Raw genomic sequence first — 23830 nt, forward strand, 5'->3', positions numbered from 1 at the left:
TCGGAAGACCCACATGAGCCTTCGCCATTTCACCGATCTTTCCGCCGTTTCCGAGGGCGATCTGCGCCTTATGCTGGACGATGCCGTCGTGCGAAAGGCAAGGCTCAAGGCTGGCGAGCGGACAAAACCGCTTGAAGGCAAGGTGCTGGCGATGATCTTCGACAAGCCGTCGACGCGCACGCGCGTGTCCTTCGACGTCGGCATGCGTCAGCTCGGCGGCGAGACCATCATGCTGACCGGCGCCGAGATGCAACTCGGCCGCTCCGAAACCATCGCCGACACGGCCAAGGTGCTGTCGCGCTATGTCGACGCGATCATGATCCGCACCACATCGCATGACCGGCTGCTGGAACTGACCGAGAACGCCACCGTCCCCGTCATCAACGGGCTGACCGACGATACCCATCCCTGCCAGCTGATGGCCGACATCATGACCTTCGAGGAGCATCGCGGCCCGGTCGCCGGCAAGACCATCGCCTGGACCGGCGACGGCAACAACGTGCTGCATTCACTGCTGGAGGCCTCGGCGCGGTTCCGCTTCAACCTCAACGTCGCCGTGCCGGAAGGCAGCGAGCCGGCGCAGAAGCATGTCGACTGGTCGAGGGCGCATGGCGGCAAGTTGAACTTCACCCGCTCGCCCGAGGAGGCCGTCCACGAGGCCGACTGTGTCGTTACCGATTGCTGGGTGTCGATGGGCCAGGAGCACCGTGCTCGCGGCCACAATGTCTTCTCACCCTATCAGGTCAATGCGGCACTGATGGCGAAGGCAAAGTCCGACGCCTTGTTCATGCACTGCCTGCCGGCGCATCGCGGCGAGGAGGTCACCGACGAAGTCATCGACGGCCCGCATTCGGTGGTGTTCGACGAGGCCGAGAACCGGCTCCACGCGCAGAAGGCGGTTTTGGCCTGGTGCCTCGGCGCTTGATCCGGGTCACCGTGATCCGGGCCGCCGTTATCCCAGCCGCCTTGATCCGGGAGTGCGTGATGCCTATCTCAGGCGCATCACGCAAATCGAGCGCGTTTCGACGCATGCGCCCCGGAGGGCGGCATCGCCGCGCCCCGGAGCTTTGTCATGTTGGAAACCCGTCAATTGGCTGAACATCAACCCAAACTCGGCGAATTCGGCTACGCCGGCGACGATCATGTCGTGCCTTTCGAGGTCGGCCCGCTCGACGTGCGCGGCCGTACCGTCCAGCTCGGGCCGATGCTCGACGCGATCCTCGGTCGGCATGACTATCCCGAGCCGGTCGCCCGCCTGCTGGCGGAAGCTTGCGTGCTGACGGTGCTGCTCGGCACCTCGCTCAAATTCGAAGGCAAGTTCATCCTGCAGACCCGCACCGACGGGCCGGTCGACATGCTGGTGGCGGATTTTTCCACGCCGCATGCGCTGCGTGCCTATGCCCGCTTCGACGCCGACCGGCTGGAGGCACTGACGTCTGCCGGCGAGACCTCGCAGCGGACGCTGCTTGGCAGCGGTGTCCTGGCGCTGACCATCGACCAGGGCGCCCACACGCAGCGCTATCAGGGGATCGTCCAGCTCGACGGCGAGACGCTCGAGGAGGCCGCGCGCACCTATTTCCGGCAGTCGGAGCAGATCCCGACCGATCTCAGGCTTTCGGTGGCCAAGCTGTTGACGCCCGGCATCGGCGGTGCCCGCGAGCAATGGCGCGCCGGCGGCATCCTGGCGCAGTTCCTGCCGCAATCGCCCGAACGCATGCGCGTGCCCGACCTTCCGGGTGGCGACGGCGATCCGCGCGAGGAGATCCATGATCCGGCCGACAATTCCTGGCAGGAACTGCTCGCGTTGCTTGGCACCATCGAGCCGACGGAACTGATCGACCCGACGATCGGCGCCGAGCGGTTGCTTTACCGGCTGTTCCACGAGCACGGCGTGCGCGTCTTCGGCGGCGTGCCGGTAGCCGACCAGTGCTCATGCTCCAGGGAGAAGATCCGCGGCATTCTCGGAGGCTTCTCCGCCGACGAGATCAGGGACAGCACCGAGGATGGCGGCATTCACGTCGCCTGCGAATTCTGCTCGAAGCAATATGACTTCGACCCGGCGGAATTTGCTGCGGCTCAATAGAATTGAAATCACCGACGAAGCGTTGGCGCTGCCCCTCACCCTTACCGTCTCCCCGTGAAGAACGGGGAGAGGGGGCGCCAGCGTTGCGACAGGTTGTCCAGTTGATAGATAGATGGGTTCCCTTTTCCCCGTTCACTATACGGGGAGAAGGTGCCGGCAGGCGGATGAGGGGCAGCACGACCTTCCGGCCATCTATCTCTCTCAGTTCACCGTCCGCCGCGTGCCCGGCAGGTCGAGCGAAAAGGCGGGGATGGCGACGTCGAACGTTTCGCCCCGCTTGTTGCGCATCGTGTAGTGGCCGACCATGATGCCGGATGGCGTCGAGAGTGGGCAGCCAGACGTATACTGATAACTGTCGCCTGGATTGAGTTCAGGCTGGTCGCCGACAACGCCGGCGCCGCGCACCTCCTCGACCCGGCCGGTGCCGTCGGTGATCTGCCAGTAGCGCGACAGAAGCTGCACGAATTCATCCGACTGGTTGTCGATGGTCACCTGGTAGCCCCAGACATAGCGGTTCTCCGAAGGGTCGGAGCGATCTTCCAGATAGAACGGCCTGACCTGCACTTCGATGTCGCGCGTGACGGCGCTGTACATAAATCACTCCACACTATGCAGACGGAACATTCGACCCTCTCCGCAGTTCGGTCAACGGGGTGCGTCGCCTCGGTGTCTGCCATCGTTGCCCGAATTTGTTAAGCGCAGGTGCCGAACAACAATGTCATTTAAGTGACACGTGACAATGATGGTGTGCAGGGCCGGGGATGGTGTGCAGGGCCGGGCGACTCAGCATTCTGTCGAACTGTTGAAAACGGCTTCATGCGGCCGGTTTTTTCTGGAGCGACCAGATATTGATGGAATTGACAGTCACAGCCGCCTTGCTTTCCATAGTTCTGCTTGTTGTCAATCTCGCCAGCATCCTGCTCGCTTCGTTGAAGCTGAAGCGGCCTGGCAGGATCACGCCGCCAGCCGCCAAGGCGCCGCCGGTGTCGATCGTCGTGCCGTCGCGCGGCGTCGAGCCGTTTACCGAGGAGACGCTCGAGCGCGCCTTCTCGCTCGACTGGCCGCACTATGAGCTCATCTTCTGCGTCGCCCATGCCGACGACCCGGTGGTCGGGCGGATCACCGATGCGATCGCCCGCTTTCCGGCCGTGCCGGCCCGGCTGCTCGTCGGCGACGACCGCATCAGCGGCAATCCGAAACTCAACAATTGCGTGAAGGGCTGGGAGGCCGCGCGCCACCACTGGGTCGTCCTTGCCGATTCCAACGTCCTGATGCGGAGGGACTATGTCCAGCATCTGATGACGGCATGGCGGCAGGACACCGGCCTCGTCTGCTCGACGCCGATCGGCTCGCGGCCGGACGGGATCTGGGCGGAGGTCGAATGCGCTTTCCTCAATACGCTGCAGGCGCGCTGGCAATATACCGGCGAGGCGCTCGGCCTCGGTTTTGCCCAGGGCAAGAGCATGCTGTGGAACAAGCCATTGCTCGACGCCAATGGCGGCATCCGTGCGCTTGCTGCGGAGATTGCCGAGGATGCCGCTGCGACCAAGCTTGTCAACGGGCTCGGACTGCGCGTCAATCTCGTTGCCTCGCCGTTCGAGCAGCCGCTCGGCTTGCGCACATTTGGCGAAATCTGGTCGCGCCAGGCCCGCTGGGCACGCCTGCGTCGCGTCACATTCCCACTGTTCTTCGCGCCCGAGATCCTGATCGGAGCGGCGCCGCCGCTGGTGCTGGCGCTGGTTGCGGCAGCAGGCGCCGGTTTCAGCCTGCCGGCTACCGCCGTCGCCGTGCTGATAGTCGCCTATCTGCCGGAATGCGCTCTCGCCTCGGCCAAGGGCTGGCACCTGTCGCTGCGCATGATCCCGGCGATGGTTGCGCGGGACGTGATGCTTCCCGCCATCTGGGTGCGCGGCTGGCTCAGCGGTGCCGTCGACTGGCGCGGCAACACGATGACCATCCAAACCAGCGCCGTTGCGGAATTGGAAGAGTCGCCGTCGGGCGCCTGACCGCGCCGCTTTGCAGATCAGAGCGCAGCAGTTCGGCGCGTATCCCTATCTGGCGGCTAAGGCCTGCTCGATGTCTTCGAGCAAGTCGTCAGTGTCCTCTAGTCCGACGGACAGCCTGAGCGTGCCTGGCCCGATGCCAAGTTCGGCCCGCGCCTCGTCGCTCAGATTCTTGTGTGTCGTCGTCGCCGGATGGGTGATCAGGCTCTTGGCGTCACCGAGATTGTTGGAGATCAGCACGACATCGAGCGCGTTCTGGAAGGCGAAGGCCGCCTGCTTGCCCCCCTTGACGTCGAGGCAGATCAGCGTCGAGCCGCCCGACATCTGCTTCTTGACGATCGCCGCCTGCGGGTGATCGGCGCGGCCGGGATAGATGACGCGGACAATTTCCGATCGCTCGGCGAGGAAGTCAGCGATCCGGCCGGCACTTTCCGTCTGCTGGCGAACGCGCAGCGGCAGCGTCTCCAGCCCCTTCAGCAGCGTCCAGGCATTGAAGGGCGAGAGGCTGGGACCGGTGTGGCGGAAGTAGTCGTGCAAATTCTCGTCGATCCACTTCTTGTCCGACAGGATGATGCCGCCGAGGCAGCGTCCCTGGCCGTCGATGTGCTTGGTCGCCGAATAGACGACGATATGGGCGCCGAGCTGCAACGGCTTCTGCTGCAAGGGCGTGGCAAAGACGTTGTCGACGATCAGCCGCGCGCCGATCGAATCGGCAAGCGAGGCTACGGCTGCGATGTCGACGACCTCCAGCGTTGGATTGGTCGGGCTTTCAAGGAAGAACAACTTGGTGTTGGGCCTGACCGCCTTTTCCCAATTGGCGATGTCGGTGCCGTCGACCAGCGTCGCCTCGATGCCGTATTTCGGCGCCAGCGTCTCGACCACCCAGCGGCAGGAGCCGAACAGCGCGCGCGCCGCCACGATGTGGTCGCCGGCCCGGGCGCTGCACAGCAACGCCGCCGTCACCGCCGCCATGCCGGATGCGGTGGCGCGGGCATCTTCGGCACCTTCCAGCGCACACATGCGCTTCTCGAACATGTCGACCGTCGGATTGGCATAGCGCGAATAGATGAAGCCCGGTTCCTCGCCCTTGAAGCGGGCTTCCGCCGCCTGCGCCGTGTCGTAGACATAGCCTTGCGTGAGATACATCGCCTCGGAGGTTTCGCCGAAGCCGGAACGCAGCGTTCCTGCATGCACGAGGGCGGTCTGAGGCTTCCAGTTGCGCGTTTTGCTCGTCATCACCTTGTTCCAAACACAAAAAATGGTCCAAACACAAAAAAACCGGCCGCGAAAGTCGCAACCGGTCGTACGGCCTTTCGGCCCGACGGTCCTTTAGCGACTTGTTTAACGTGGCTGCAAGCCGACCGGCCAAATCACCACGGGATAACGATCCTTTAGACCTGCACCGCGCTTGCGTCAATTGCCGGCATGATTAAGAGGTTTGTACCAGCGGGTTCCACGGCAAGAACCTGCGACAAGACGAGACCACGCCCGGCCTTCGAGCGGAGCCAGACTTTGCGGCAGACAGGCATTCTTCCGGATCAGGATATTTCCGCGCTGTACCAGTCGGGCGCGCTGAAGTCGCCGCGCGCGCTCGACGCCGACCAGGTCCAGCCGGCCAGCCTGGACCTCAGGCTTGGCGACAAGGCCTGGCGGGTGCGCGCCTCCTTCCTGCCCGGCCCCAACCACAGGGTTGCTGAAAAACTCGACCGCCTGAAGCTGCACGAAATCAATCTCACCGATGGTGCGGTGCTGGAGACGGGCTGCGTCTATATCGTGCCGCTGCTCGAGAGCCTGGCGCTTCCGGCAAACATTTCCGCCTCGGCCAACCCAAAAAGCTCGACCGGGCGGCTCGACATCTTCACCCGCGTGATGACCGATCGCGGCCACGAGTTCGACAAGATCGCTGCCGGCTACAACGGCCCGCTCTATCTCGAAGTCAGCCCGCGCACCTTTCCGATCGTCGTCCGCACCGGCTCGCGGCTGTCGCAGATCCGGTTCCGCACCGGCAACGCGCTTTTGTCGGAAAGCGAGCTGCACGAATTGCACCGTGCCGAGACGCTCGTCGCCACCGAGCCGCCGAACATTTCCGGCGGCGGCATCGCACTGTCGATCGACCTCGATGGTGACAAGGACGGGCTGGTCGGCTACCGCGGCAAGCACCACACCGGCCTGGTCGATGTCGACAAGCGCGCCGCGCAGGATGTCGTCGATTTCTGGGACCCGCTCTACAAGAGCGGTGCCGGCGAACTGGTGCTCGACCCGGACGAATTTTATATCCTCGTCAGCCAGGAAGCGGTGCATGTGCCGCCGCTCTATGCCGCCGAGATGACGCCCTTCGATCCGCTGGTCGGCGAATTCCGCGTCCACTATGCCGGTTTCTTCGATCCGGGTTTCGGCCATTCGGCCTCGGGCGGCACCGGCAGCCGGGCCGTGCTCGAAGTGCGCAGCCACGAAGTGCCGTTCATCCTCGATCACGGCCAGATCGTCGGACGGCTGGTCTACGAGCACATGCTGAAGCGGCCGCAGGCGCTCTACGGCACAGATCTCGGCTCGAACTATCAGGCGCAGGGCCTGAAACTGTCCAAGCATTTTCGCGCCGCGCGCTGATCGCCCGCTATGATCAGACCATGCTTGCCTGACCTTACGGGTCGTGCTTGGCTGTCTTAGCCGTCAATACGGTTGGAACAAGGGGAACAGAAAATGCAGATTTCAAGATGGATCGCATCGGCAGCAACAGCCGTCATGCTGGCGATGTCAGCCGGGTCGCTGTCGGCGCAAGCACAGGAAAAGTTGAAGATCGCCACTGAAGGCGCCTATCCGCCGTTCAACACCATCACCGCGGATGGCAAGCTCGTCGGCTTCGACATCGACATCACCAAAGCGCTTTGCGCTCAGATGAAGGTCGAATGCGAACTTGTCACGCAGGACTGGGACGGCATGATCCCGGCGCTCCAGGCCAAAAAGTTCGACGCCATCATCGCGTCCATGAGCATTACCGAGGAGCGCAAGAAGCAGGTCTCCTTCACCAACAAATACTATACGACGCCGCTTTCGCTGGTGGCCTTGAAGGACAGCGATATTGCCTCGACCGAACCGGCGGCACTCGCCGGCAAGACAGTCGGCGCCCAGGCTTCGACCACCCAGGCCGACTATGCCCAGGATGTCTATGGCAAGGCCGGCGCCGAGGCGAAGCTCTATCCAACCCAGGAGGAGGCGGTCGCCGACCTGATGAACGGCCGTCTCGATGCCGTCCTTTCAGACAAATTCGTGCTGATGGACTGGATGAAGAAGTCGAGCGACGACTGCTGCAAGATGGTCGGCGACGTCAAGGGCACGGAGACCGAAGCCGGTATCGCCGTGCGCCAGGAAGACAATGCGCTGCGCGAAAAGCTCAACGCCGCAATCGACGCGATCGTCGCAGACGGCACCTACAAGAAGATCCAGGCCAAATATTTCGACTTCGATATTTATTGAGGCGCTGAAGCTGCGCGTTCTTCCTTCTCCCCTTGTGGGAGAAGGTGGCCGAGCGAAGCTCGGTCGGATGAGGGGTGTTCCAGGGAACACCAACGTCTCATTCCTTCCAGCACCCCTCATCCGTCTCGGCGCTGCGCGCCGATCCACCTTCTCCCACAAGGGTAGAAGGAGAAGGTTGGCGCCTAAAGCGCCTTGACCGCCACCTTCACCGGCTGCTCGATTTCAAGCGGGTTGCGCAGCGGCAGGCCAAAATCCTTGGCCTCGATCTCGAAGACGTCGCCGGCCTCGGTCCTGACGCCGTCGGCGAAGGACAGTGTCGCGGTGCCGAACATGTGCACATGCACGTCGCCCGGCTGGCGGAAGGCCGAATATTTGAAGTGGTGATGTTCGAGATTGGCGATGGTGTGTGACATGTTCGCCTCGCCCGACAGGAAAGGCTTTTCCCACAGCACCTGGCCGTCGCGGAGGATGCGCGATGAACCCCTGACGTCGGACGGCAGCTCGCCGATCAGGATTTCCGGCCCGAACGAAGCGTTGCGCAGCTTGGAATGCGCGAGGAAAAGATAGTTCACGCGCTCGGTGACGTGATCGGAAAACTCATTTGACAGCGTGAAGCCGACGCGGAACGGGACGCCGTCGTCGCCGATGATATAGATGCCGGCGACTTCCGGCTCTTCGCCGGCATCCTCGGCGAAGGCGGGCGACAGAAGTGCCGCACCGGGCGCCACTGCCATGGTGCCGTTGCCCTTGTAGAACCATTCCGGCTGCACGCCGGTCTGGCCCTTGGCCGGCTTGCCGCCCTCCAGCCCCATGCGGAACATCTTCATGGAATCGGTGAGCTGCTTCTCGCCGTCGCTGCTGAGCTTCTTGTGCATGGAATCGCGGGTCGCGGCGGAGCCGAGATGTGTCAGCCCGGTGCCGGTGAGGTGGAGATGCGCCGGGTCGGGATGGTTGATCGGCGACAGCAGCCGCCCCTTCTTGTAGGCGGCATCGAGGTCGACCGCTTCACCAAAACCCTTGCGCTCGATGAGGGCGACGAGCCCGGTGCCAGTGCGCGCGGCCTCCATTGCCAGCGAATAGACGCTGCGGGCGCCGTTGATGATTCTGGTCTTGCCGCCGTTGCGGGCGACGACGCGGATGGTCTCCGCCTCGTCGAGGATCTGGGAAATCAGCATGACGTACCCTCTCTCAATTGCCTTGGCCGGCCTGCCGGTCTGGCAAGCTTTTCCTGGCGCAGCTCGGACGGTGTCCGCGCCACGGGTGAAATTCTTCGTCCGGATTGCTCGCGGGCCCGGTCCCCTGGGGGACTTCCTTGCGCCGCCCGGCAGCGCCGCGATGTGACCCGTGCCTCCTAAAAGCGCGCCGCCTTTGAAAAGCGGCCCACTTTAATCCTTGCTTTCATGCATGCCGTTGTCCCAACACGCTGCACACGTTTGGCGACATGCATGAGTTCCCTCAAGCCTTGTTCTTGTTGTAGACGTCGAAGACCACGGCGCCGAGCAGCACCAGGCCTTTGACCACCTGCTGCCAATCGACATTGACGCCCATGATCGACATGCCGTTGTTCATGACGCCCATGATGAAACCGCCGACCACCGCGCCAACAACCTGACCGACGCCGCCCATCGCCGAAGCGCCGCCGATGAACACGGCGGCGATGACGTCGAGCTCGCTGCCGAGGCCGGCCGCCGGCACCGCCTGGCCAAGGCGCGCCGCAATAATCAGCCCGCCGAGCGCCGAGAGCACGCCCATATTGATGAACACCATCAGGGTCAGCCGCTCGGTCTTGATACCCGATAGCTGCGCCGCCTTGGCATTGCCGCCCATTGCGTAGATGCGGCGGCCGACCGTCATGCGTTTGGTGACGAACACGAACAGCGCGATCAGCACGCCCATCACCACGAGAACGATTGGCAGACCCCTGTAGGTGGCGAATTGGTAGACCAGGAACAGCGCCAGGGCGCTGGTCACCAAGGTCTTGACGACGAACAGCGAGAAGGGCTCGGCTTCGTAGCCATGCCGCTCGCGGCTGCGCCGTGCCCTGAGCCCGAAATAAGCATAGGCGACCACGGCGACGATGCCGAGCACGATCGTCGTCATGTGCAGCGTCAGGCCGCTGCCGACGATTGTCTTGCCGGCGGCGTTCACCACCGGCGGTATCAGCGTCAATGAGCCGATCACGTCGGGAATGAAGCCGGAACTGAGCGCCTTGAAGCCGACCGGAAGCGGCCCCACGGAAGACCCCCCACCCAGCAGCGCCTGGCAGATGCCGCGGAAGATCAGCATCCCCGCCAGCGTGACGATGAAGCTCGGTATTCGGTGATAGGCAATCCAGTAGCCTTGTGCCGCGCCGATTGCACCCCCGACGATCAGGCAGATGATCGACACCACCAGCGGATTGCTGAAAGGGCCGAGAGGCCAGATGACCATCATCATCGCCGCCAGCGCGCCGATGAAACCGGCGACGGAGCCGACGCTGAGATCGATATGGCCGGAGACGATCACCAGAAGCATGCCCAGCGCCATCACGATGATGAAGCTGTTCTGCTGCACCAGGTTGCTCAAGTTCACCGGCTTGAACAGCGTTCCGGACGTCGTGTACTGGAAGAACACCATGATGGCGATAAGCGCCAGGATCAGGCCGTATTCGCGCAGGTTGGTGACCAGCGCCGAGACAGCGATGCGCGGCCCTTGCTGCACATCTTCGGCGACGCCGCTTTTCGGGACGGGACCGCTTTCGGTGCTCATGATGCTTTTCCTTCTCCGCGAACGATGGCGCGCATGATCTTTTCCTGGCTGGCATCACTCGCCGCCATTTCGCCGACGATACGTCCTTCGTTCATGACATAGATACGGTCGGTGATGCCGAGCAGTTCGGGCATCTCGGACGAGATGACGATGATCGCCTTACCCTCCGAGGCGAGCCGCGCGATGATCGTGTAGATTTCATACTTGGCGCCAACGTCGATGCCGCGCGTCGGCTCGTCGAGGATCAGCACCTCCGGATTGGCGAACAGCCATTTCGACAGCACCACCTTCTGTTGATTGCCGCCCGATAGATTGCCGGTCATCTGATAAACGCTGGACGAGCGGATGTTGGTCTTGGCCTTGTAGTCGTTGGCGACGGCGAGCTCGCGCATGTCGTCGATCACGCTGTGGCGCGACACGCCGGGAAGATTGGCCAGCGTGATGTTGTGCTTGATATGATCGATCAGATTGAGACCGTAGGTCTTGCGGTCTTCGGTGACGTAAGCAATGCCGTGTTCGACTGCCTTGCTGACAGAGGAGACATCGATGGGCTTGCCCTTAAGCAGCACCTCGCCGGTGATGCGGCGGCCATAGGAGCGGCCGAACAGGCTCATCGCGAATTCGGTGCGTCCGGCGCCCATCAGCCCGGCGATACCTACCACCTCGCCCTTGCGGACGTCGATATCGATACCCTTGATCACTTGCCGCTCGGCATGGATCGGATGATAGACCGACCAGTTCTTCACCTGGAGCACGACCTCACCGATGTCAGGCTCGCGCGACGGATAGCGGTCGTCCAGCGAGCGGCCGACCATCGAGGTGATGATGCGGTCTTCCGAGATGTCCTTCTTGGGCAGCGTCTCGATCGTCCGCCCGTCGCGGATGATCGTGACCTTGTCGGCGACCCGGTTGATTTCGTTGAGCTTGTGCGAGATCAGGATCGAGGTGATGCCCTGCCGCTTGAATTCGAGCAGCAGGTCGAGCAGCGCCTGGCTGTCCTTTTCGGACAGGCTCGCCGTCGGCTCGTCGAGGATCAGCAACTGCACTTCCTTGCTGAGCGCTTTGGCGATCTCGACCAGTTGCTGCTTGCCGACGCCGATATTGGTAATCAGCGTCTTGGGGTCTTCCTTGAGGCCCACCTTCTTGAGCAGAGCGCTGGTGCGCGTCTCGTTGGAATTCCAGTCGATGATGCCGTAGCTGGCGTGTTCGTTGCCGAGGAAGATGTTTTCGGCGATCGACAGCATCGGCACCAGCGCGAGTTCCTGGTGGATGATGACGATGCCGCGGCGCTCGCTGTCGTGGATGCCTTTGAAATGGCACTCATCGCCGCGATAGACGATTTCGCCATCATAGGTGCCGGCTGGATAGACGCCCGACAGCACCTTCATCAGAGTCGACTTGCCGGCGCCGTTCTCGCCGACAACGGCGTGGATCTCGCCTTCCTCGACGCTGAGGTTGACATTCGAAAGCGCCTTGACGCCGGGAAACGTCTTGGTGATGTCACGCATCTCCAAAATCGTCTGGGCCATCGGGAATACCACTCCTGCGAGGTCCGGAAACATACCGGGTCGTTCACTGGCGAAGCGGGGCCCTGCGTTGCGCAGGACCCCGGGTTTTACGTCTGCGGTTACTTCAGCTCTTCGGCCTTGATGTAGCCGGAATCGACCACCAGGGCCTGGTAGTTCGACTTGTCGACATCATGCGGCGTCAGCAGGATCGAGGGGACGACCTTGACGTCGTTGTTGTAGGTCTTGGTGTCGAGGCCCTCCGGCTTGCCGCCCGAGAGCACCTTGTCGACGAGCTCGACCGTCGCCTTGGCGAGTTCGCGGGTGTCCTTGAACACGGTCGAGTACTGCTCGCCGGCGATGATCGCCTTGACCGAAGCGGTTTCGGCGTCCTGGCCGGTGACGATTGGCCATGGCTGATCGGCCGTGCCGTAACCAACGGCGCGCAGCGAGGCGATGATGCCGCGCGACAGGCCGTCATATGGCGAGAGCACGCCATCGACGCGGCTGCCATCCGAGTAGTGGGCGGAGAGCAGATTGTCCATGCGGGCCTGGGCGGTGGCTGCCAGCCAGCGGAGCGTGCCGACCTTGTCCATGCCCATCTGGCCGGACTTCACGACGAGGGTCTTGTCGTCGATCAGCGGCTGCAGAACGGACATGGCGCCGTCGTAGAAGAAGAAGGCGTTGTTGTCGTCAGGCGAGCCGCCGAACAGTTCGACGTTGAACGGCCCCTTGTTCTCGGGATAGCCGAGGCCCTTGAGCAGCGATTTCGCCTGGATGACGCCGACGCCGAAATTGTCGAACGTGGTGTAGTAGTCGACATTCGGGGTTTTCTTGATCAGCCGGTCATAGGCGACGACGACGACGCCGGCGTCAGCCGCCTTCTGCAGCGCGTCCGACAAGGTGGTGCCGTCGATCGAGGCGATGATCAGCGCCTTTGGGCCCTTGGTGATTTCGTTTTCGAGCTGGCTGAGCTGATTGGGGATATCGTCCTGCGCATATTGCAGGTCGACAGTGTAGCCCAGAGCCTCGAGCTGGGACTTGACGGCGTCGCCGTCGTTGATCCAGCGCTGCGAGGTCTTGGTCGGCATCAGCACGCCGATGAGGCCTTCGCCTGCCTGCGCCGGGACCGTCATGGCCGCGATGCTAAGGGCCGCGACGGCGGCCAGTGTCTTGATGATCTTCACATTAACTCTCCCTGGTTGATGGACGCGCACCCTGGGTTTCGTGGGCCGCGCGATCGTGCAGGAGCGCCAAAACGCGCCGCTGCCGCCATATCGATCTCCGGTATCCTCCCAATCGGCCCTGAGACTCTGGTTCCGGTCGATGCGATTTTTCTCGCTGGCGACGGTCAGGTTTCAGGACGCGCAAAGGTGTGGCGCTTTGCCATAACTGTCAAATGCGATCTTTGGTAGTTGCTATACCCAAACTGGTATACTGAAAGTGGCCAAAAGAATTGAAAGTGGCCAAAAGATCGGGCCGGGATTGCCGGCCGGCCACCAGCGAGGAGCAAACAGACATCATGGCGGCGCTACGGGATTCTGGCGGACTTTCAGAGGGTTATGGGGAACGTCCCGGCAGGAGTGAGACCTTGCTGCGCAGCGGCCTCAGTCTGCGCCACATGCGCATGATCGCAGCCCTCGACGAACATGGCCGGGTCAGCGCGGCAGCCCAGGTCATGAACATCTCCCAGCCCGCCGCCTCGCGCATGATCGCCGAGATGGAGGCGGTGCTCGACGTCAAGCTGTGCGAGAGGCTGCCGCGCGGCATCACGCTGACGCCCTATGGCAAGGCGTTGGCGAGGCGCGCGCGTTCGATCCTGCTCGAGATGCGCGAAGTCGACCGCGAGATATCCGAGCTCAAGGCAGGCAAGGGCGGCTCGGTGTTCCTGGGCGCGGTGACGGCCCCTGCAATCGAGCTCGCCGTGCCGGCGATCCGCGAGATCCGGCGCATCTATCCGCGTATCGAGATCACCATGCAGGTCGAGACCTCCAATGTGCTGGCGCGCGAACTGATCGCCACACGTCACGATTTCATCATCGCGCGCATCCCCGAGGACCTCAATCCGCGGCTGTTCGAGGCCCGCGTCATCGGCGTCGAGAAAGCCTGCCTCATCGTGCGCCGCGGCCACCCGCTGGCCAAGGGCAAGGCGGTGCGGCTGGAGGAGACCGCCGCCTATGACTGGGTTTTCCAGTCGGGCGGCTCGCCGCTGCGCCAGGCGATGGAGAGCAATTTCCTGAACCGCAACATCGCGCTGCCGGACCGCATCCTCAACACCAGCTCGCTGCTGCTCACCCTGGTCATGGTCGCGCAGTCGGACGCCATCGCGCCGGTGTCGATCCAGGTGGCGAAGTTCATCCAGAACCCCGAGGGGCTGGCCGGCGCCATCGACGTCGTCCAGACCGAATTCGACATCGAGGTCAGGCCATACAGTCTGATCACCGTAAAAAATCGCGTGCTTTCGCCGGCGGCCAAGATGCTGCACGACTTCATTTTGCGCGAGGTGGGCTGACGGCGTTAAATCAAGCGATCCATTGCCAATCCACTCTTCGGCCATGTCGCTTCAATCCCGGGTCGCTTCAATCAGAATATCGCTCGAGCGAAGGAACCACACCGGGCCGTGCCGCGTCATAGAAGCGGGCTCCTGTTGCAGGGCCCAGGGAGCTATCGATGATCAGGCTTCTCCTCGTCTTCGCCGCGATGCTTGCCGTCGCGTGCGGCGGGGCGCGTTCGGCCACGCTGGACCTGGCGACCGTCAATCAGGCCCAATTCAGCGCTGGCGAACCGAAGGAGGTCGATCCGACGGTGCTCAAGGCGCAGATTCTTTTGGATCGCGCCCGCTTCTCGCCGGGGCTGATCGACGGTCGCCTCTCAGAGAACTTCGCCAAGGCACTCGCCGCCTTTCAGCAGGCGAACGGACTCCGATCCGATGGCAAGCTCACTGCGGAGACCTGGCGCAAGCTCACGGCGACCTCCGCCGACCCGGTGCTGGTCACCCATGAGGTGACGCGCAAGGATTTGCGCGGACCTTTCACCAGGCGTATTCCGGCTCGCATGGAGAGGATGGCCCGTCTGCGGCGGCTCGCCTATCGCAACGCGTTGGAGAGGCTGGCGGAGCGCTTCCATGTCAGCGAAAAGTTGCTCAGGATGCTCAATCCGGGCGCCGGCTTCAGGAAGCCCGGCAAGACCTTGATCGTGCCTGATGTTGGCCGCGGCGATCCTCCCGCGGCCGTTGCCGGCATTGAGGTCGACAAGGGCGCTCGCCTGGTGCGCGTGCTCGATGCTTCCGGCAAATGGCTCGCAGTCTACCCCGCCTCGATCGGCAGCGATGAAAAGCCGGCACCAAGCGGCACGGCGCAGGTCAAGCGCGTGGTGCGCAATCCGACCTATCACTACGATCCGGATTTTGCCTTTAAGGGAGTCAAGACCAAGCGTCCCTTCACCATCGCCGCCGGGCCGAACAATCCCGTGGGATCGGTGTGGATCGATCTCTCCATCGAAAGCTACGGCATCCACGGCTCGCCCGAACCTGGCAAGATCGGCACAACCTTCTCGCATGGCTGCATCCGATTGACCAACTGGGATGTCGAAGATCTCGGCTCCATCGTGCAGCCGGGCACGAAAGTCGAGTTCAAGGACGAGATCGCCCGCGCCGTCGACGAGCTTGCCCCGTAGCAAAGCGGACTGGCCAGCCGGATGCTCTCGCAAGGCCCGGGCGCGCGCCGGAGACGATGCCGGATGACGTCCTATGGACCTGGCCTTCAGGCCGGTGGCGAGCTACGAGGTGGCTGAAGACCCGTCCGACGACCCCGGCAAACGATCGCGAATGGCTTCCTCAGTTCTGTTTGCGGTCGATTCCACAACTTTGCCGACCTTGCCTGCTAGGGTGCCGGCATCTCCACCCGAGCCTTGCCGGTCGGCCTCTTCCTTGACCGTTTCGTAGGCCTCGGAAGGCTCATGGTCGGACTGCATAATGACGTGCCACGCCTAGCTCTCATTAAGGTCAAAGCTCACCGGAAGGTTGTAGTCTATTGCACGATTGGCAATCATGTTCGCCAGGTCGGAATCTGAGACCGAACATGCCGGTACGATCTGTTTGAGCGCCTTAACGGCGAGCCCCGTCGATATGAAACTATGGCGCCGCCTCCGACTATTTACATACTGTTCGATGAGATTTTCGAGCTCACGCATGTGCAATCCTTCTTTGACGTCAACTGTGCCAATTGAATCCAGCCGTAATCGATCCGGAGCGAGGGCTCATTCACATTGTTTATTTGACGAGAAATCTTGATGCCGCATCAGTGCGCCGACGCGTCTTGGCCGAGGGCGGTCACCGTGGCTCATGGAAGAGATTTAGGTAAGTCGTATCAAAGTCGGCCAGTAAGGCCAATCGCTGGAAATCAAGGATAACAATCCTCCGGTCTTTCCAGATAACCAGGTCCTTCGCTCGAAGCTCCTGCAGTGTCCGATTCACGTGAACTACAGATAGACCAAGCACGTCCCCCATTTCCGCTTGCGTCAGTGGAATAGCGAACTTCTGGTCAGAGGCCAATCCGACTATCTCTAATCGGACATACAACTCGCAAATTATATGTGCGAGATGCTGTTTGGCGGAGCGACGCCCGAGGCAGGTTATCCAGGTCCTTTGGATCGAGGCGTCGATAGTCGTCGAAAGCCAGAGCATCCGGGTGAGATGTGGACTTCCACCCATTGCTGTAAGCAGGTCTTTGTGTCGAATGAAAACTACATCGCACGAACCCAGCGCGCTCACGCTGTGGTCCATCACTTTTAGCAGTAAACTATGCAGATCGACAAAGTCACCCGGCACGTGAATTGCCGTTATTTGACGCTTTCCTTCCCGAATAGCCTGGTTTCGAACTGCGAACCCATTCGCGACAAGGCAGCTTTCGGTGGGTCGGGATCCCTCCCTGACGATCTCCTCATCGGGTCCGAAAGTTACCGGCCGAACCGGAAGAGCCTCAATGAGCGCGATCTCGTCTGGCGGCAGGGTGTCGCGGCGGTCGAGCATGTGAACCAGGAGGTCTTTGCCGAACATCGCGGTGCCTTTTGAGCAGATCAGGCATCGAGTTCCAGCGGCTCGTGCCAATTGACATGCCGCAGGTCCCGAGCATCTACGACTTGGCCGCCTGTCGGACACAGACAGAAAAGGTCGCTCTCATGTTCGACTTCTTCGCTATGTCGCTTGCCGGTCATGGGCGGCTCTGGTTGTGAAAAGTTCGGTCGTCGTTCGAGATCCGTTCTTGTGTGGTCACGGCGTTTCCGAGCTTCCGAGCCTCCCGATACAGGGTCTCGCGATCATTGCCGTGCTTGCCAAAAAGCTCGCGGATCTGCGGTATTGAGAGGCCGAACTTGGTAGCGAAATAGCGGAATTCATAGTCTTGGTCGCGCGCGACGCGGTTTCCGTCGCCAGAACCTCTATTGCCCTTGTCGTCGGCCATTTTGGTTCCTCCCTGGCTGGCCTTCAGATCAAACGCAACGCGGATCGGCATCTTTTGTTGCCGCCTCTTATTAGAATCACGTTATGTTCTATCCGGCTGATGTTTGCCGCTCACCTGATCATGTGGTCCTGTGAGGTGCGGCGCCGGCCGGCCCGACTGGGCAAGCTGGAGCGGGTAGCGGGAATCGAACCCGCGCGTTCAGCTTGGGAAGCTGACAAGCTACCATTACATCATACCCGCGCAGCAGCCTCGTTACCACGCAAGCCGGCATTCGGGCAATCGTTATGCGTATACTCGTGTGCACTCGTGCCTTGCCAGCGGGCCGACTGTTACTCCGTCGTGGCAACGGCATCGTCTGTGGCAAAGGCCGGCCAGTATTTCGAAATGGCCAGAGTGGCCCCGATGGTAGAAAAATGGCCATAGTCGAAATAGAGGAACTGGCCTGCGTCGGCGTAAGAGCAGCGTCCGGCGCTACAGAGGAAATTCAGCGGATCGATAAAGGTGGCGCCTTTGGTAAATGCGCGCACACGGTTGTTGATGTCGGGATCCATGGCCATTGGCCACGACGTATCATCGAGATTTTCGCGCTTTGCGAAGAACGCGATTTTCCGAACATCGGTTATGAACTGCGGGGACTGGCCGATGACAAACACACGCACACCCAGACCACGAACGGTATCGATCGTTTGCTGGAGACCGTCGAAACTTCTGGCCTCATAATCGGTCCACCGACCGCTGAGCACGACCGTCTTGATGCCAGCGTCCTGGATAATCTTCAGGGCTTGCTGATTGAACCGCATGCAATCCGGGCGTCCATAGGAGAAGTAGGAGAGAATCGGGGGACAGCCCGCGTAGGTGTATTCCACGATATTGGCCCGGAGTTGATTTATGTTGGCGTCCAGGCCAGGAACATAGTGGGCGGCGAACGAGTCACCCCACAACAAAACGGTTGTAGGGAAGCCGCGTGTGCGCGTGCAATCCTCGATATTCCAGTTTTCGATCCGGCTGAAGCCCTCGTTGAAACAGGTGCCATTGCCCCAGTCCCCGACAGGAATCCGCTGTTGGACATAGTCTGGAAAGCGTTGCGGAAAGCCGTTGCCGAGCGCCCCCGCCGCCCCGCCAAGGCAAAGAACAGCGATTGCGCCCGCTGAAAAGGCGAAGATGGGCGCCGGGGCGGTGAAGCTCCTTTTCTGCCGAAACGGCTGCTCGACGTACTTCCAGGAAAACGCAGCCAGCGCGAGGCTTGCTACCGTCAACGCAACGGTCATCGACGGGTCGAATTCTTCTAGTGAGAGATAGTGCGCGAACGCATTGATCGGCCAGTGAACAAGATACAGCGAATAGGAGATGAGGCCGATCCAGACCAGCGGCCGGACTTCTAGTATGCGGCTGGCGATCGTCGAGGGGCTGTTTTGGCCAACATAGATAAGCAGGACCGTTCCGACGCAGGGATACAAGGCGTTGTAGCCCGGGAACGGATCGCTCTCCGAGATCGCAAAGAACCCGATAGCGAGAAGGCCAAATCCGGCCAACCCGAGCAGTTCCATAAGAAACCGGCTGCTCAGGGGCGGGGGGCGTTTCAGCATGAGCACGGCGCCCAGCATGAGCTCCCAGATCCGTGTCGGCAGCAGGTAGAATCCCGCGTTTGGCGCCAGCCACGTCGCCATGACCGCCAGCACGAAACTGCCGAGGATGATCGGCAGGAGTATCGTCAGCCAGCGTTTGGCAAAAAAGCGGTAGATCAGGAACATCAGGATCGGGGCAAAGATATAGTACTGCTCCTCGACCGAAAGCGACCACGTATGCAACAGCGGTCGGAGCTCGGCATCGATCGAGAAGTAATTTGACGTTTTCCAGAAATAGATGTTCGACCAGAAAGTCGAAGCCGCTATGACGCTGAGACTGAATTCATGCAGATCCGACGGCAGAAGAATGAACAAGGCCGCAACGCAGGTGAGAAGCGTGACAAAGATCAGCGCCGGCAGAATGCGCCGGGCGCGGCGCCAGTAGAAGCTGACGATCGAAAACTGGCCGCGTTCAAGGTCGTCCAGAAGGCTTCCGGTGATCAGGTAACCAGATATGACGAAGAAGATATCGACGCCGGTAAAACCGCCTGGAATTGCCGAGATGCCGAAATGGAAGAGTACGACCGGCAGTACCGCAACGGCCCGAAGACCATCGATATCGCGCCTGTACTTCATTCAAGAAGCCCTGTGTTGGCGAGCCAGGGTAAGACGGCGCAGTCCGTCCATCACCGGGCGATGAGTCTGGCAGTTCGATATCAACTGGTTACCCTCTGTCGCCCAATTTTGCTGCACTGCAACATAAGTGTCAAGAGCACAATTCGGCAAAGCGCCGCCCAGAGCAACTGAGTAGCAACTGAGCGATCGCCTTGATGCCGGGCGGCCAAGTGCGTATTTCTGGAGTTGTGCCCGAATCGGGGCAACCGAATCTGGAGACACGCCTTGTCCGCACTGACGCGCTTTCTCGGCGACACGCCGCTCCGGGTGCTCCTGAAACTGCTGGTGCTGTCGTTCCTCGTCGGCCTTGTCATGAACGCTTTCGGCTGGTCGCCGATGGATGTGCTCTACGGCATCCGCAATGTCTTCGTCGATCTCTGGAACCTGGGCTTCCGCGCTATTGACCGTTTCCTCGGCTACATCCTTCTCGGCGCGGCGATCGTCATTCCAGCCTTCATCCTGCTCAGGATCGCCAACTACCGGAAATAGAGCAGACGCCGAACCGAAGGTTAGCGTGCGATAACGGAAGCCGGATTCGAGGCCAAAACCGTAAGGCGGTTAGGCGAAGCCTGAGGCCGTTTCGAACAGGATGGCGTGGCGCGCGGCCAAAGCCGCCACGTCAGTCGAATAGCCGCCGCCGATAACGCCGCAGACCGGGATGCCGAGCGCGCGGAAATGACGGATCACCATGTCGTCGCGCGCACGCAGCCCGTTGTTCGACAGCGACAACCTGCCGAGCCGGTCCTCGGCATGAACGTCGACGCCGGCATTGTAGAAAACGATATCCCAGCGCGCCCTGGCGGTGAGTTCCGGCAGCATGCCGCCCAACCTTTCGAGATAGGCCGCATCGCCGATGCCGTCGGGCAGGGCGATATCGAGGTCGGAAGCGATCTTGCGCGTCGGATAGTTACGATCGCCATGCATGGAAAAGGTGAAAACGCGCCGTTCATCGCCCAAAATGTCGGCCGTGCCGTCGCCCTGATGCACGTCGAGATCGACGATCAGGATATTGTCGGCGGCGGCTTCGGCAAGCAGCACCAGTGAAGCCACCGCAACATCGTTGAAGGTGCAGAAGCCGGCGCCTTGCGCGCGCCGCGCATGATGGCTGCCGCCGGCGGTATTGCAGGCGATGCCGTTCAGCAACGCCAGCCGCGCCGCCAGCACGGTGCCACCCGTTGCGAGCTGCGCCCTGAGCGAGACGCGCGGGCCCACCGGAAAGCCGATCTCGCGTTCGATTTTTTCTGGCACTTCGCAGGTCAGCACCTGGTCGACATAGCCGGCGGCATGGGCAAGCTTCAGCCATGATGCCGGGGCCGGCTCGGGCATGTTGAGCGCGGCGTGGCCGGCCAGTCCGCGCGCGCCCAAGGCTTCCATCAGCAGCTTGTATTTGCTCATCGGAAAACGATGGTTGACGGCAAAACCGGCGTCGTAGTCGGGATGATGAACGATCTGCAGGGGCATGAGCGGCAGGTGCTTTTTAGAGCGACTTCGGGTTAGAGCGGCTTGGATGCCCATCGGTCGAGGCTGGTGTCGCGCAACTCGCGCAGTGATTTGAGCCGTTGCATGTCGGCGAACCGGACCATACCCGCAACAATGCGGCCCGGCAGTGCCGGCCCGGCATAGATCATGCCGGTGTAGAGCTGGACGAGATCGGCGCCGGCGCGGATCTTTTCGAGTGCCGTCTCCGCGGAATCGACGCCGCCGACGCCGATGATGGCGGGGTCCGGGCCAAGCAGTTTGCGCATCTTTGCCAGCACGATGGTCGAGCGCTCGAACAGCGGTTTTCCCGAAAGCCCGCCGGTCTCGCCGGCAAGATCGGCGCTGCGCAGCCGCGGCCGCGCGATGGTGGTGTTGGAGACGATGACGCCGTCTATTGCTTTCTCGGTGACCTCGGCGGCGATGTCCTCCAGTTCGGCCTCAACCAGATCCGGCGCGATCTTCAGAAAGATGGCCGGCTGCGCGGCCGCTGCCGCACGTGCGGCCACGACGCGCGACAGCAACTCGCCAAGCTGTTCACGCGCCTGCATGTTGCGCAGGCCCGGCGTGTTCGGCGAGGAGATGTTGACCGTCAGATAGCTGGCGTAGGGCGCAAACCTGGCAACGCCGCGTTCATAGTCACCGACGCGGTCTGTGCTGTCCTTGTTGGCGCCGATATTGACGCCGACGATGCCGGCGCGGCCCTTGCGGGCGGCAAGCCGTTGTTCGGCGGCCGCGTGACCCTCGTTGTTGAAGCCCAGCCGGTTGATCACCGCGTCGTCGGATGTCAGCCGGAAAATGCGCGGCTTCGGGTTGCCGGCCTGCGGCAGCGGCGTGATCGTGCCGACCTCGGCAAAGCCGAAGCCAAGGCCAAGCAGCGCATCGGGAACCTCGGCGTTCTTGTCGTAGCCGGCGGCCATGCCGAGCGGATTGGGGAAATCGATGCCGCAGACGCTGACTTTCAGCCTGTCGTCGCGCACGGGTCTCCCGCCTATCGGCAGCCCGCATTTCAGCGCCGCGATCGACAGGCCGTGGGCGGCTTCCGGATCGAATGCGAACAGGAACCTCTGGCCGAGCCGGTCGAGCACGCTCATTCGGCCTCCAGCGTCGGGAATTGGTGCCGGCCATCGGTGCCGAGCGGCAATGGTTGCACCCAGACGACGGCGTTGAGGTCGAGCGGGCCGTAAAGATGCGGGAACCGCGCACCACCGCGCGAGACCTCGTATTTCAGCGCATCACCCAGTCTGGCGCCATCGACGGCGACCAGCAGCAGCCCGGTCCGGCCGGCAAAGTGTTTTGCCGCGGTTTCCCTAGCCTGGCCGGCGGTGGAAAAATGAATGAAGCCGTCGGCGACATCGATCGGCGCGCCGGTGAAGCGGCGATTTCTTTCGGCCTCGCGCCACAGCGGTTCAGGTACTATCTTGTAGATAAGCTGAGACATGGTTGCGCTATAGTCCGAACCAATCGTACGGGGAAGAGGCAAGCAGGTTCCGGAAAAGTGTCACACGGTTTTCCGACAGGAACCTGCGTCAAGGTAAAGGCCAGGGTTCTTCCCCATTTCCGGCGCAAACATGCGATAAGATTGCGCTTACTGGCCTATGGAGGACAAACAATATGCGTCCGCAGCACGTCTTGATCCCTGCAGCCCTCGTCTCGCTCGTCGCGGCATCAGCCTTTTCCGAGGAAGCCGACCGCTACCGGTTGGAAAAGTCGGCCACCGGCTATGTCCGCATGGACACGCAGACCGGTGCGATGTCGATCTGTGAGGAGCGTTCCGGCCAGCTCGTCTGCAAGATGGCGGCCGATGAACGCGCCGCATTCCAGGACGAGATCGACCGGCTGCAAAATTCGGTGAAGGCGCTCGACCAGCGCGTCGTCAAGCTCGAGAACTCGCTTGCCGCCCGCTTTGAGTCGACATTGCCCAGCGAGGAGGATTTCAACAAGACGATGAGCTACATGGAGCGCTTCCTGCGCGGCTTCATGGGCATCGTCAAGGACATGGAAAAGGACAGCGGCGAGGATGGCGCCAAGCCCAATTCGCAAAAAACCTGAGCACCGTTCACCGGGGAAGCCCGGCGCACCGGCTTGCCGCTTGAAAACGGCTGATATCGCCGCATAATCGTTCGACTGATCCCGTAAGAAGCAGACAATCACCAATGGGATTCGGGGAGGGCCATGTGCCGTCGGGCTATACTTTCGTCGTCGCTGACGATCATCCGCTTTTTCGCGGCGCGCTGAGAGAGGCGCTTGCCGGCATCGGCGACGTCGCCGGCATTCATGAGGCCGGCGATTTCGAAAGCGCCAAGGCGCTGGTCGTGGCCAATGAGGACGTCGATCTGGTGCTGCTCGACCTGTCGATGCCGGGCGCGAGCGGCCTTTCCGGCCTGATCTCGCTGCGCGGCATCCATCCGACGGTGCCGCTGGTGGTGGTGTCGGCGCATGACGATCCGGTGACCATCCGGCGCGCGCTCGACCTCGGCGCTTCGGGTTTCATCTCCAAATCGGCCAGCATGGAGGAGATCCGCAGCGCCGTGCAGTCGGTGCTTGCCGGCGACATCGCTGCGCCCACCGGCATCGATCTCGGCGTCGAGCGCGATCCCGAGATATCCGATCTGATCAAGCGGCTGCAGACGCTGACGCCGCAGCAGACGCGCGTGCTCGGCATGCTGGCCGAAGGTCTGCTCAACAAGCAGATCGCCTACGAGCTCGGTGTCTCCGAAGCGACGATCAAGGCGCATGTCTCGGCCATTCTGCAGAAGCTTGGCGTCGACAGCCGCACCCAGGCGGTGATCCTGCTGTCCAAGATCGGCAGCGACCCGCTGGCGGCGGCCGGCTGACCTCC

At 62.0% G+C, this 23830-nt stretch carries 22 protein-coding genes, 1 tRNA gene and 1 riboswitch; of the genes, 10 read left to right on the forward strand and 13 right to left on the reverse strand.

Going from position 1 to position 23830, the window contains the following annotated elements; translation table 11 throughout:
* Positions 1 to 13: 13 nt before the first annotated feature.
* Together argF and AC0L2B_RS32410 are read left to right on the forward strand one after the other, a co-directional pair.
* A complete protein-coding gene (gene argF / locus AC0L2B_RS32405) occupies positions 14 to 925 on the forward strand; it encodes an ornithine carbamoyltransferase (RefSeq protein WP_128177925.1) in 912 nt (303 codons plus the stop codon).
* A 147-nt stretch (positions 926 to 1072) separates the two neighbouring features.
* Entirely contained in the window at positions 1073 to 2083 is a 1011-nt protein-coding gene (locus AC0L2B_RS32410; RefSeq protein WP_023802186.1) for an Hsp33 family molecular chaperone, read from the forward strand.
* Positions 2084 to 2284: 201 nt separating this feature from the next.
* Here AC0L2B_RS32410 and apaG read toward each other — a convergent pair whose 3' ends face one another.
* Positions 2285 to 2677, reverse strand: a complete 393-nt coding sequence (gene apaG, locus AC0L2B_RS32415) for a Co2+/Mg2+ efflux protein ApaG (protein ID WP_023802187.1) — start codon at positions 2675 to 2677, stop codon at positions 2285 to 2287.
* Between the two features lie 257 nt (positions 2678 to 2934).
* Between apaG and AC0L2B_RS32420 the strand changes: the two genes are divergently transcribed.
* Entirely contained in the window at positions 2935 to 4089 is a 1155-nt protein-coding gene (locus AC0L2B_RS32420) for a ceramide glucosyltransferase (protein WP_473627990.1), read from the forward strand.
* 45 nt (positions 4090 to 4134) lie between these two features.
* Here AC0L2B_RS32420 and AC0L2B_RS32425 read toward each other — a convergent pair whose 3' ends face one another.
* Positions 4135 to 5322: an O-succinylhomoserine sulfhydrylase gene (locus tag AC0L2B_RS32425; protein ID WP_128169183.1), complete on the reverse strand. Its 1188-nt coding sequence runs from the start codon at positions 5320 to 5322 to the stop codon at positions 4135 to 4137.
* Positions 5323 to 5395: 73 nt separating this feature from the next.
* A riboswitch (SAM riboswitch) is annotated at positions 5396 to 5473 on the reverse strand.
* A gap of 125 nt (positions 5474 to 5598) precedes the next feature.
* Here AC0L2B_RS32425 and AC0L2B_RS32430 point away from each other — a divergent pair.
* Together AC0L2B_RS32430 and AC0L2B_RS32435 are read left to right on the forward strand one after the other, a co-directional pair.
* The gene (locus AC0L2B_RS32430) at positions 5599 to 6693 is read left to right on the forward strand and encodes a 2'-deoxycytidine 5'-triphosphate deaminase (RefSeq protein WP_473627991.1); all 1095 of its coding nucleotides are present in this window, start codon (positions 5599 to 5601) and stop codon (positions 6691 to 6693) included.
* Between the two features lie 93 nt (positions 6694 to 6786).
* A complete protein-coding gene (locus AC0L2B_RS32435; RefSeq protein ID WP_473748223.1) occupies positions 6787 to 7560 on the forward strand; it encodes an ABC transporter substrate-binding protein in 774 nt (257 codons plus the stop codon).
* A gap of 182 nt (positions 7561 to 7742) precedes the next feature.
* Here the strand turns inward: AC0L2B_RS32435 and araD1 are convergent, their stop codons facing one another.
* From araD1 to chvE, 4 genes are all read right to left on the reverse strand, one after another.
* Complete coding sequence (gene araD1, locus AC0L2B_RS32440; RefSeq protein WP_473627995.1) at positions 7743 to 8735, reverse strand: AraD1 family protein; 993 nt, start codon at positions 8733 to 8735, stop codon at positions 7743 to 7745.
* 280 nt (positions 8736 to 9015) lie between these two features.
* Positions 9016 to 10308, reverse strand: coding sequence for a multiple monosaccharide ABC transporter permease (gene mmsB / locus AC0L2B_RS32445; RefSeq protein ID WP_128169181.1), 1293 nt, complete (start codon positions 10306 to 10308; stop codon positions 9016 to 9018).
* On the reverse strand, positions 10305 to 11912 hold the full coding sequence (mmsA, locus tag AC0L2B_RS32450) for a multiple monosaccharide ABC transporter ATP-binding protein (protein ID WP_373420473.1): 1608 nt from the start codon (positions 11910 to 11912) through the stop codon (positions 10305 to 10307). The genes mmsB and mmsA overlap by 4 nt, the downstream gene beginning before the upstream one ends.
* Positions 11913 to 11935: 23 nt before the next feature.
* On the reverse strand, positions 11936 to 13000 hold the full coding sequence (gene chvE / locus AC0L2B_RS32455) for a multiple monosaccharide ABC transporter substrate-binding protein (protein ID WP_023802196.1): 1065 nt from the start codon (positions 12998 to 13000) through the stop codon (positions 11936 to 11938).
* 335 nt (positions 13001 to 13335) lie between these two features.
* Here chvE and AC0L2B_RS32460 point away from each other — a divergent pair, with 335 nt between their 5' ends.
* Positions 13336 to 14325, forward strand: coding sequence for a LysR family transcriptional regulator (locus AC0L2B_RS32460; protein ID WP_473748283.1), 990 nt, complete (start codon positions 13336 to 13338; stop codon positions 14323 to 14325).
* A gap of 158 nt (positions 14326 to 14483) precedes the next feature.
* Positions 14484 to 15488, forward strand: coding sequence for a L,D-transpeptidase family protein (locus AC0L2B_RS32465; RefSeq protein ID WP_473748224.1), 1005 nt, complete (start codon positions 14484 to 14486; stop codon positions 15486 to 15488).
* A gap of 655 nt (positions 15489 to 16143) precedes the next feature.
* Here AC0L2B_RS32465 and AC0L2B_RS32470 read toward each other — a convergent pair.
* From AC0L2B_RS32470 to AC0L2B_RS32485, 4 genes are all read right to left on the reverse strand, one after another.
* Positions 16144 to 16869, reverse strand: coding sequence for a Crp/Fnr family transcriptional regulator (locus AC0L2B_RS32470; RefSeq protein ID WP_287345642.1), 726 nt, complete (start codon positions 16867 to 16869; stop codon positions 16144 to 16146).
* 154 nt (positions 16870 to 17023) lie between these two features.
* A complete protein-coding gene (locus tag AC0L2B_RS32475; RefSeq protein ID WP_473490470.1) occupies positions 17024 to 17272 on the reverse strand; it encodes a DUF3606 domain-containing protein in 249 nt (82 codons plus the stop codon).
* A gap of 166 nt (positions 17273 to 17438) precedes the next feature.
* Positions 17439 to 17512, reverse strand: a tRNA-Gly gene (locus AC0L2B_RS32480).
* 89 nt (positions 17513 to 17601) lie between these two features.
* On the reverse strand, positions 17602 to 19473 hold the full coding sequence (locus AC0L2B_RS32485; protein ID WP_473748225.1) for an acyltransferase family protein: 1872 nt from the start codon (positions 19471 to 19473) through the stop codon (positions 17602 to 17604).
* A gap of 264 nt (positions 19474 to 19737) precedes the next feature.
* Between AC0L2B_RS32485 and AC0L2B_RS32490 the strand changes: the two genes are divergently transcribed.
* A complete protein-coding gene (locus AC0L2B_RS32490; RefSeq protein ID WP_027155530.1) occupies positions 19738 to 20001 on the forward strand; it encodes a DUF6460 domain-containing protein in 264 nt (87 codons plus the stop codon).
* A gap of 69 nt (positions 20002 to 20070) precedes the next feature.
* Here AC0L2B_RS32490 and AC0L2B_RS32495 read toward each other — a convergent pair whose 3' ends face one another.
* From AC0L2B_RS32495 to AC0L2B_RS32505, 3 genes are read right to left on the reverse strand one after another with little or no spacing between them, the layout of a single operon-like run.
* Complete coding sequence (locus AC0L2B_RS32495; RefSeq protein WP_473748226.1) at positions 20071 to 20973, reverse strand: histone deacetylase family protein; 903 nt, start codon at positions 20971 to 20973, stop codon at positions 20071 to 20073.
* Positions 20974 to 21005: 32 nt separating this feature from the next.
* Positions 21006 to 22082: a quinone-dependent dihydroorotate dehydrogenase gene (locus AC0L2B_RS32500; protein ID WP_473748227.1), complete on the reverse strand. Its 1077-nt coding sequence runs from the start codon at positions 22080 to 22082 to the stop codon at positions 21006 to 21008.
* Complete coding sequence (locus AC0L2B_RS32505; protein WP_473748228.1) at positions 22079 to 22429, reverse strand: DUF952 domain-containing protein; 351 nt, start codon at positions 22427 to 22429, stop codon at positions 22079 to 22081. The genes AC0L2B_RS32500 and AC0L2B_RS32505 overlap by 4 nt, the downstream gene beginning before the upstream one ends.
* 173 nt (positions 22430 to 22602) lie before the next feature.
* Here AC0L2B_RS32505 and AC0L2B_RS32510 point away from each other — a divergent pair, with 173 nt between their 5' ends.
* On the forward strand, positions 22603 to 23040 hold the full coding sequence (locus AC0L2B_RS32510) for a hypothetical protein (RefSeq protein ID WP_128169125.1): 438 nt from the start codon (positions 22603 to 22605) through the stop codon (positions 23038 to 23040).
* Between the two features lie 125 nt (positions 23041 to 23165).
* Positions 23166 to 23825: a response regulator transcription factor gene (locus AC0L2B_RS32515; protein ID WP_287221996.1), complete on the forward strand. Its 660-nt coding sequence runs from the start codon at positions 23166 to 23168 to the stop codon at positions 23823 to 23825.
* Positions 23826 to 23830 lie beyond the last annotated feature (5 nt).

The sequence above is a fragment of the Mesorhizobium sp. WSM4815 genome (assembly GCF_055811575.1).

Coding starts and splice junctions, on each gene's coding strand:
- argF (WP_128177925.1), top strand. CDS start 14: ATGAGCCTTCGCCATTTCACCGATCTTTCCGCCGTTTCCGAGGGCGAT.
- AC0L2B_RS32410 (WP_023802186.1), top strand. CDS start 1,073: ATGTTGGAAACCCGTCAATTGGCTGAACATCAACCCAAACTCGGCGAA.
- apaG (WP_023802187.1), bottom strand. CDS start 2,677: ATGTACAGCGCCGTCACGCGCGACATCGAAGTGCAGGTCAGGCCGTTC.
- AC0L2B_RS32420 (WP_473627990.1), top strand. CDS start 2,935: ATGGAATTGACAGTCACAGCCGCCTTGCTTTCCATAGTTCTGCTTGTT.
- AC0L2B_RS32425 (WP_128169183.1), bottom strand. CDS start 5,322: ATGACGAGCAAAACGCGCAACTGGAAGCCTCAGACCGCCCTCGTGCAT.
- AC0L2B_RS32435 (WP_473748223.1), top strand. CDS start 6,787: ATGCAGATTTCAAGATGGATCGCATCGGCAGCAACAGCCGTCATGCTG.
- araD1 (WP_473627995.1), bottom strand. CDS start 8,735: ATGCTGATTTCCCAGATCCTCGACGAGGCGGAGACCATCCGCGTCGTC.
- mmsB (WP_128169181.1), bottom strand. CDS start 10,308: ATGAGCACCGAAAGCGGTCCCGTCCCGAAAAGCGGCGTCGCCGAAGAT.
- AC0L2B_RS32460 (WP_473748283.1), top strand. CDS start 13,336: ATGGCGGCGCTACGGGATTCTGGCGGACTTTCAGAGGGTTATGGGGAA.
- AC0L2B_RS32465 (WP_473748224.1), top strand. CDS start 14,484: ATGATCAGGCTTCTCCTCGTCTTCGCCGCGATGCTTGCCGTCGCGTGC.
- AC0L2B_RS32470 (WP_287345642.1), bottom strand. CDS start 16,869: ATGTTCGGCAAAGACCTCCTGGTTCACATGCTCGACCGCCGCGACACC.
- AC0L2B_RS32475 (WP_473490470.1), bottom strand. CDS start 17,272: ATGGCCGACGACAAGGGCAATAGAGGTTCTGGCGACGGAAACCGCGTC.
- AC0L2B_RS32485 (WP_473748225.1), bottom strand. CDS start 19,473: ATGAAGTACAGGCGCGATATCGATGGTCTTCGGGCCGTTGCGGTACTG.
- AC0L2B_RS32495 (WP_473748226.1), bottom strand. CDS start 20,973: ATGCCCCTGCAGATCGTTCATCATCCCGACTACGACGCCGGTTTTGCC.
- AC0L2B_RS32500 (WP_473748227.1), bottom strand. CDS start 22,082: ATGAGCGTGCTCGACCGGCTCGGCCAGAGGTTCCTGTTCGCATTCGAT.
- AC0L2B_RS32505 (WP_473748228.1), bottom strand. CDS start 22,429: ATGTCTCAGCTTATCTACAAGATAGTACCTGAACCGCTGTGGCGCGAG.
- AC0L2B_RS32510 (WP_128169125.1), top strand. CDS start 22,603: ATGCGTCCGCAGCACGTCTTGATCCCTGCAGCCCTCGTCTCGCTCGTC.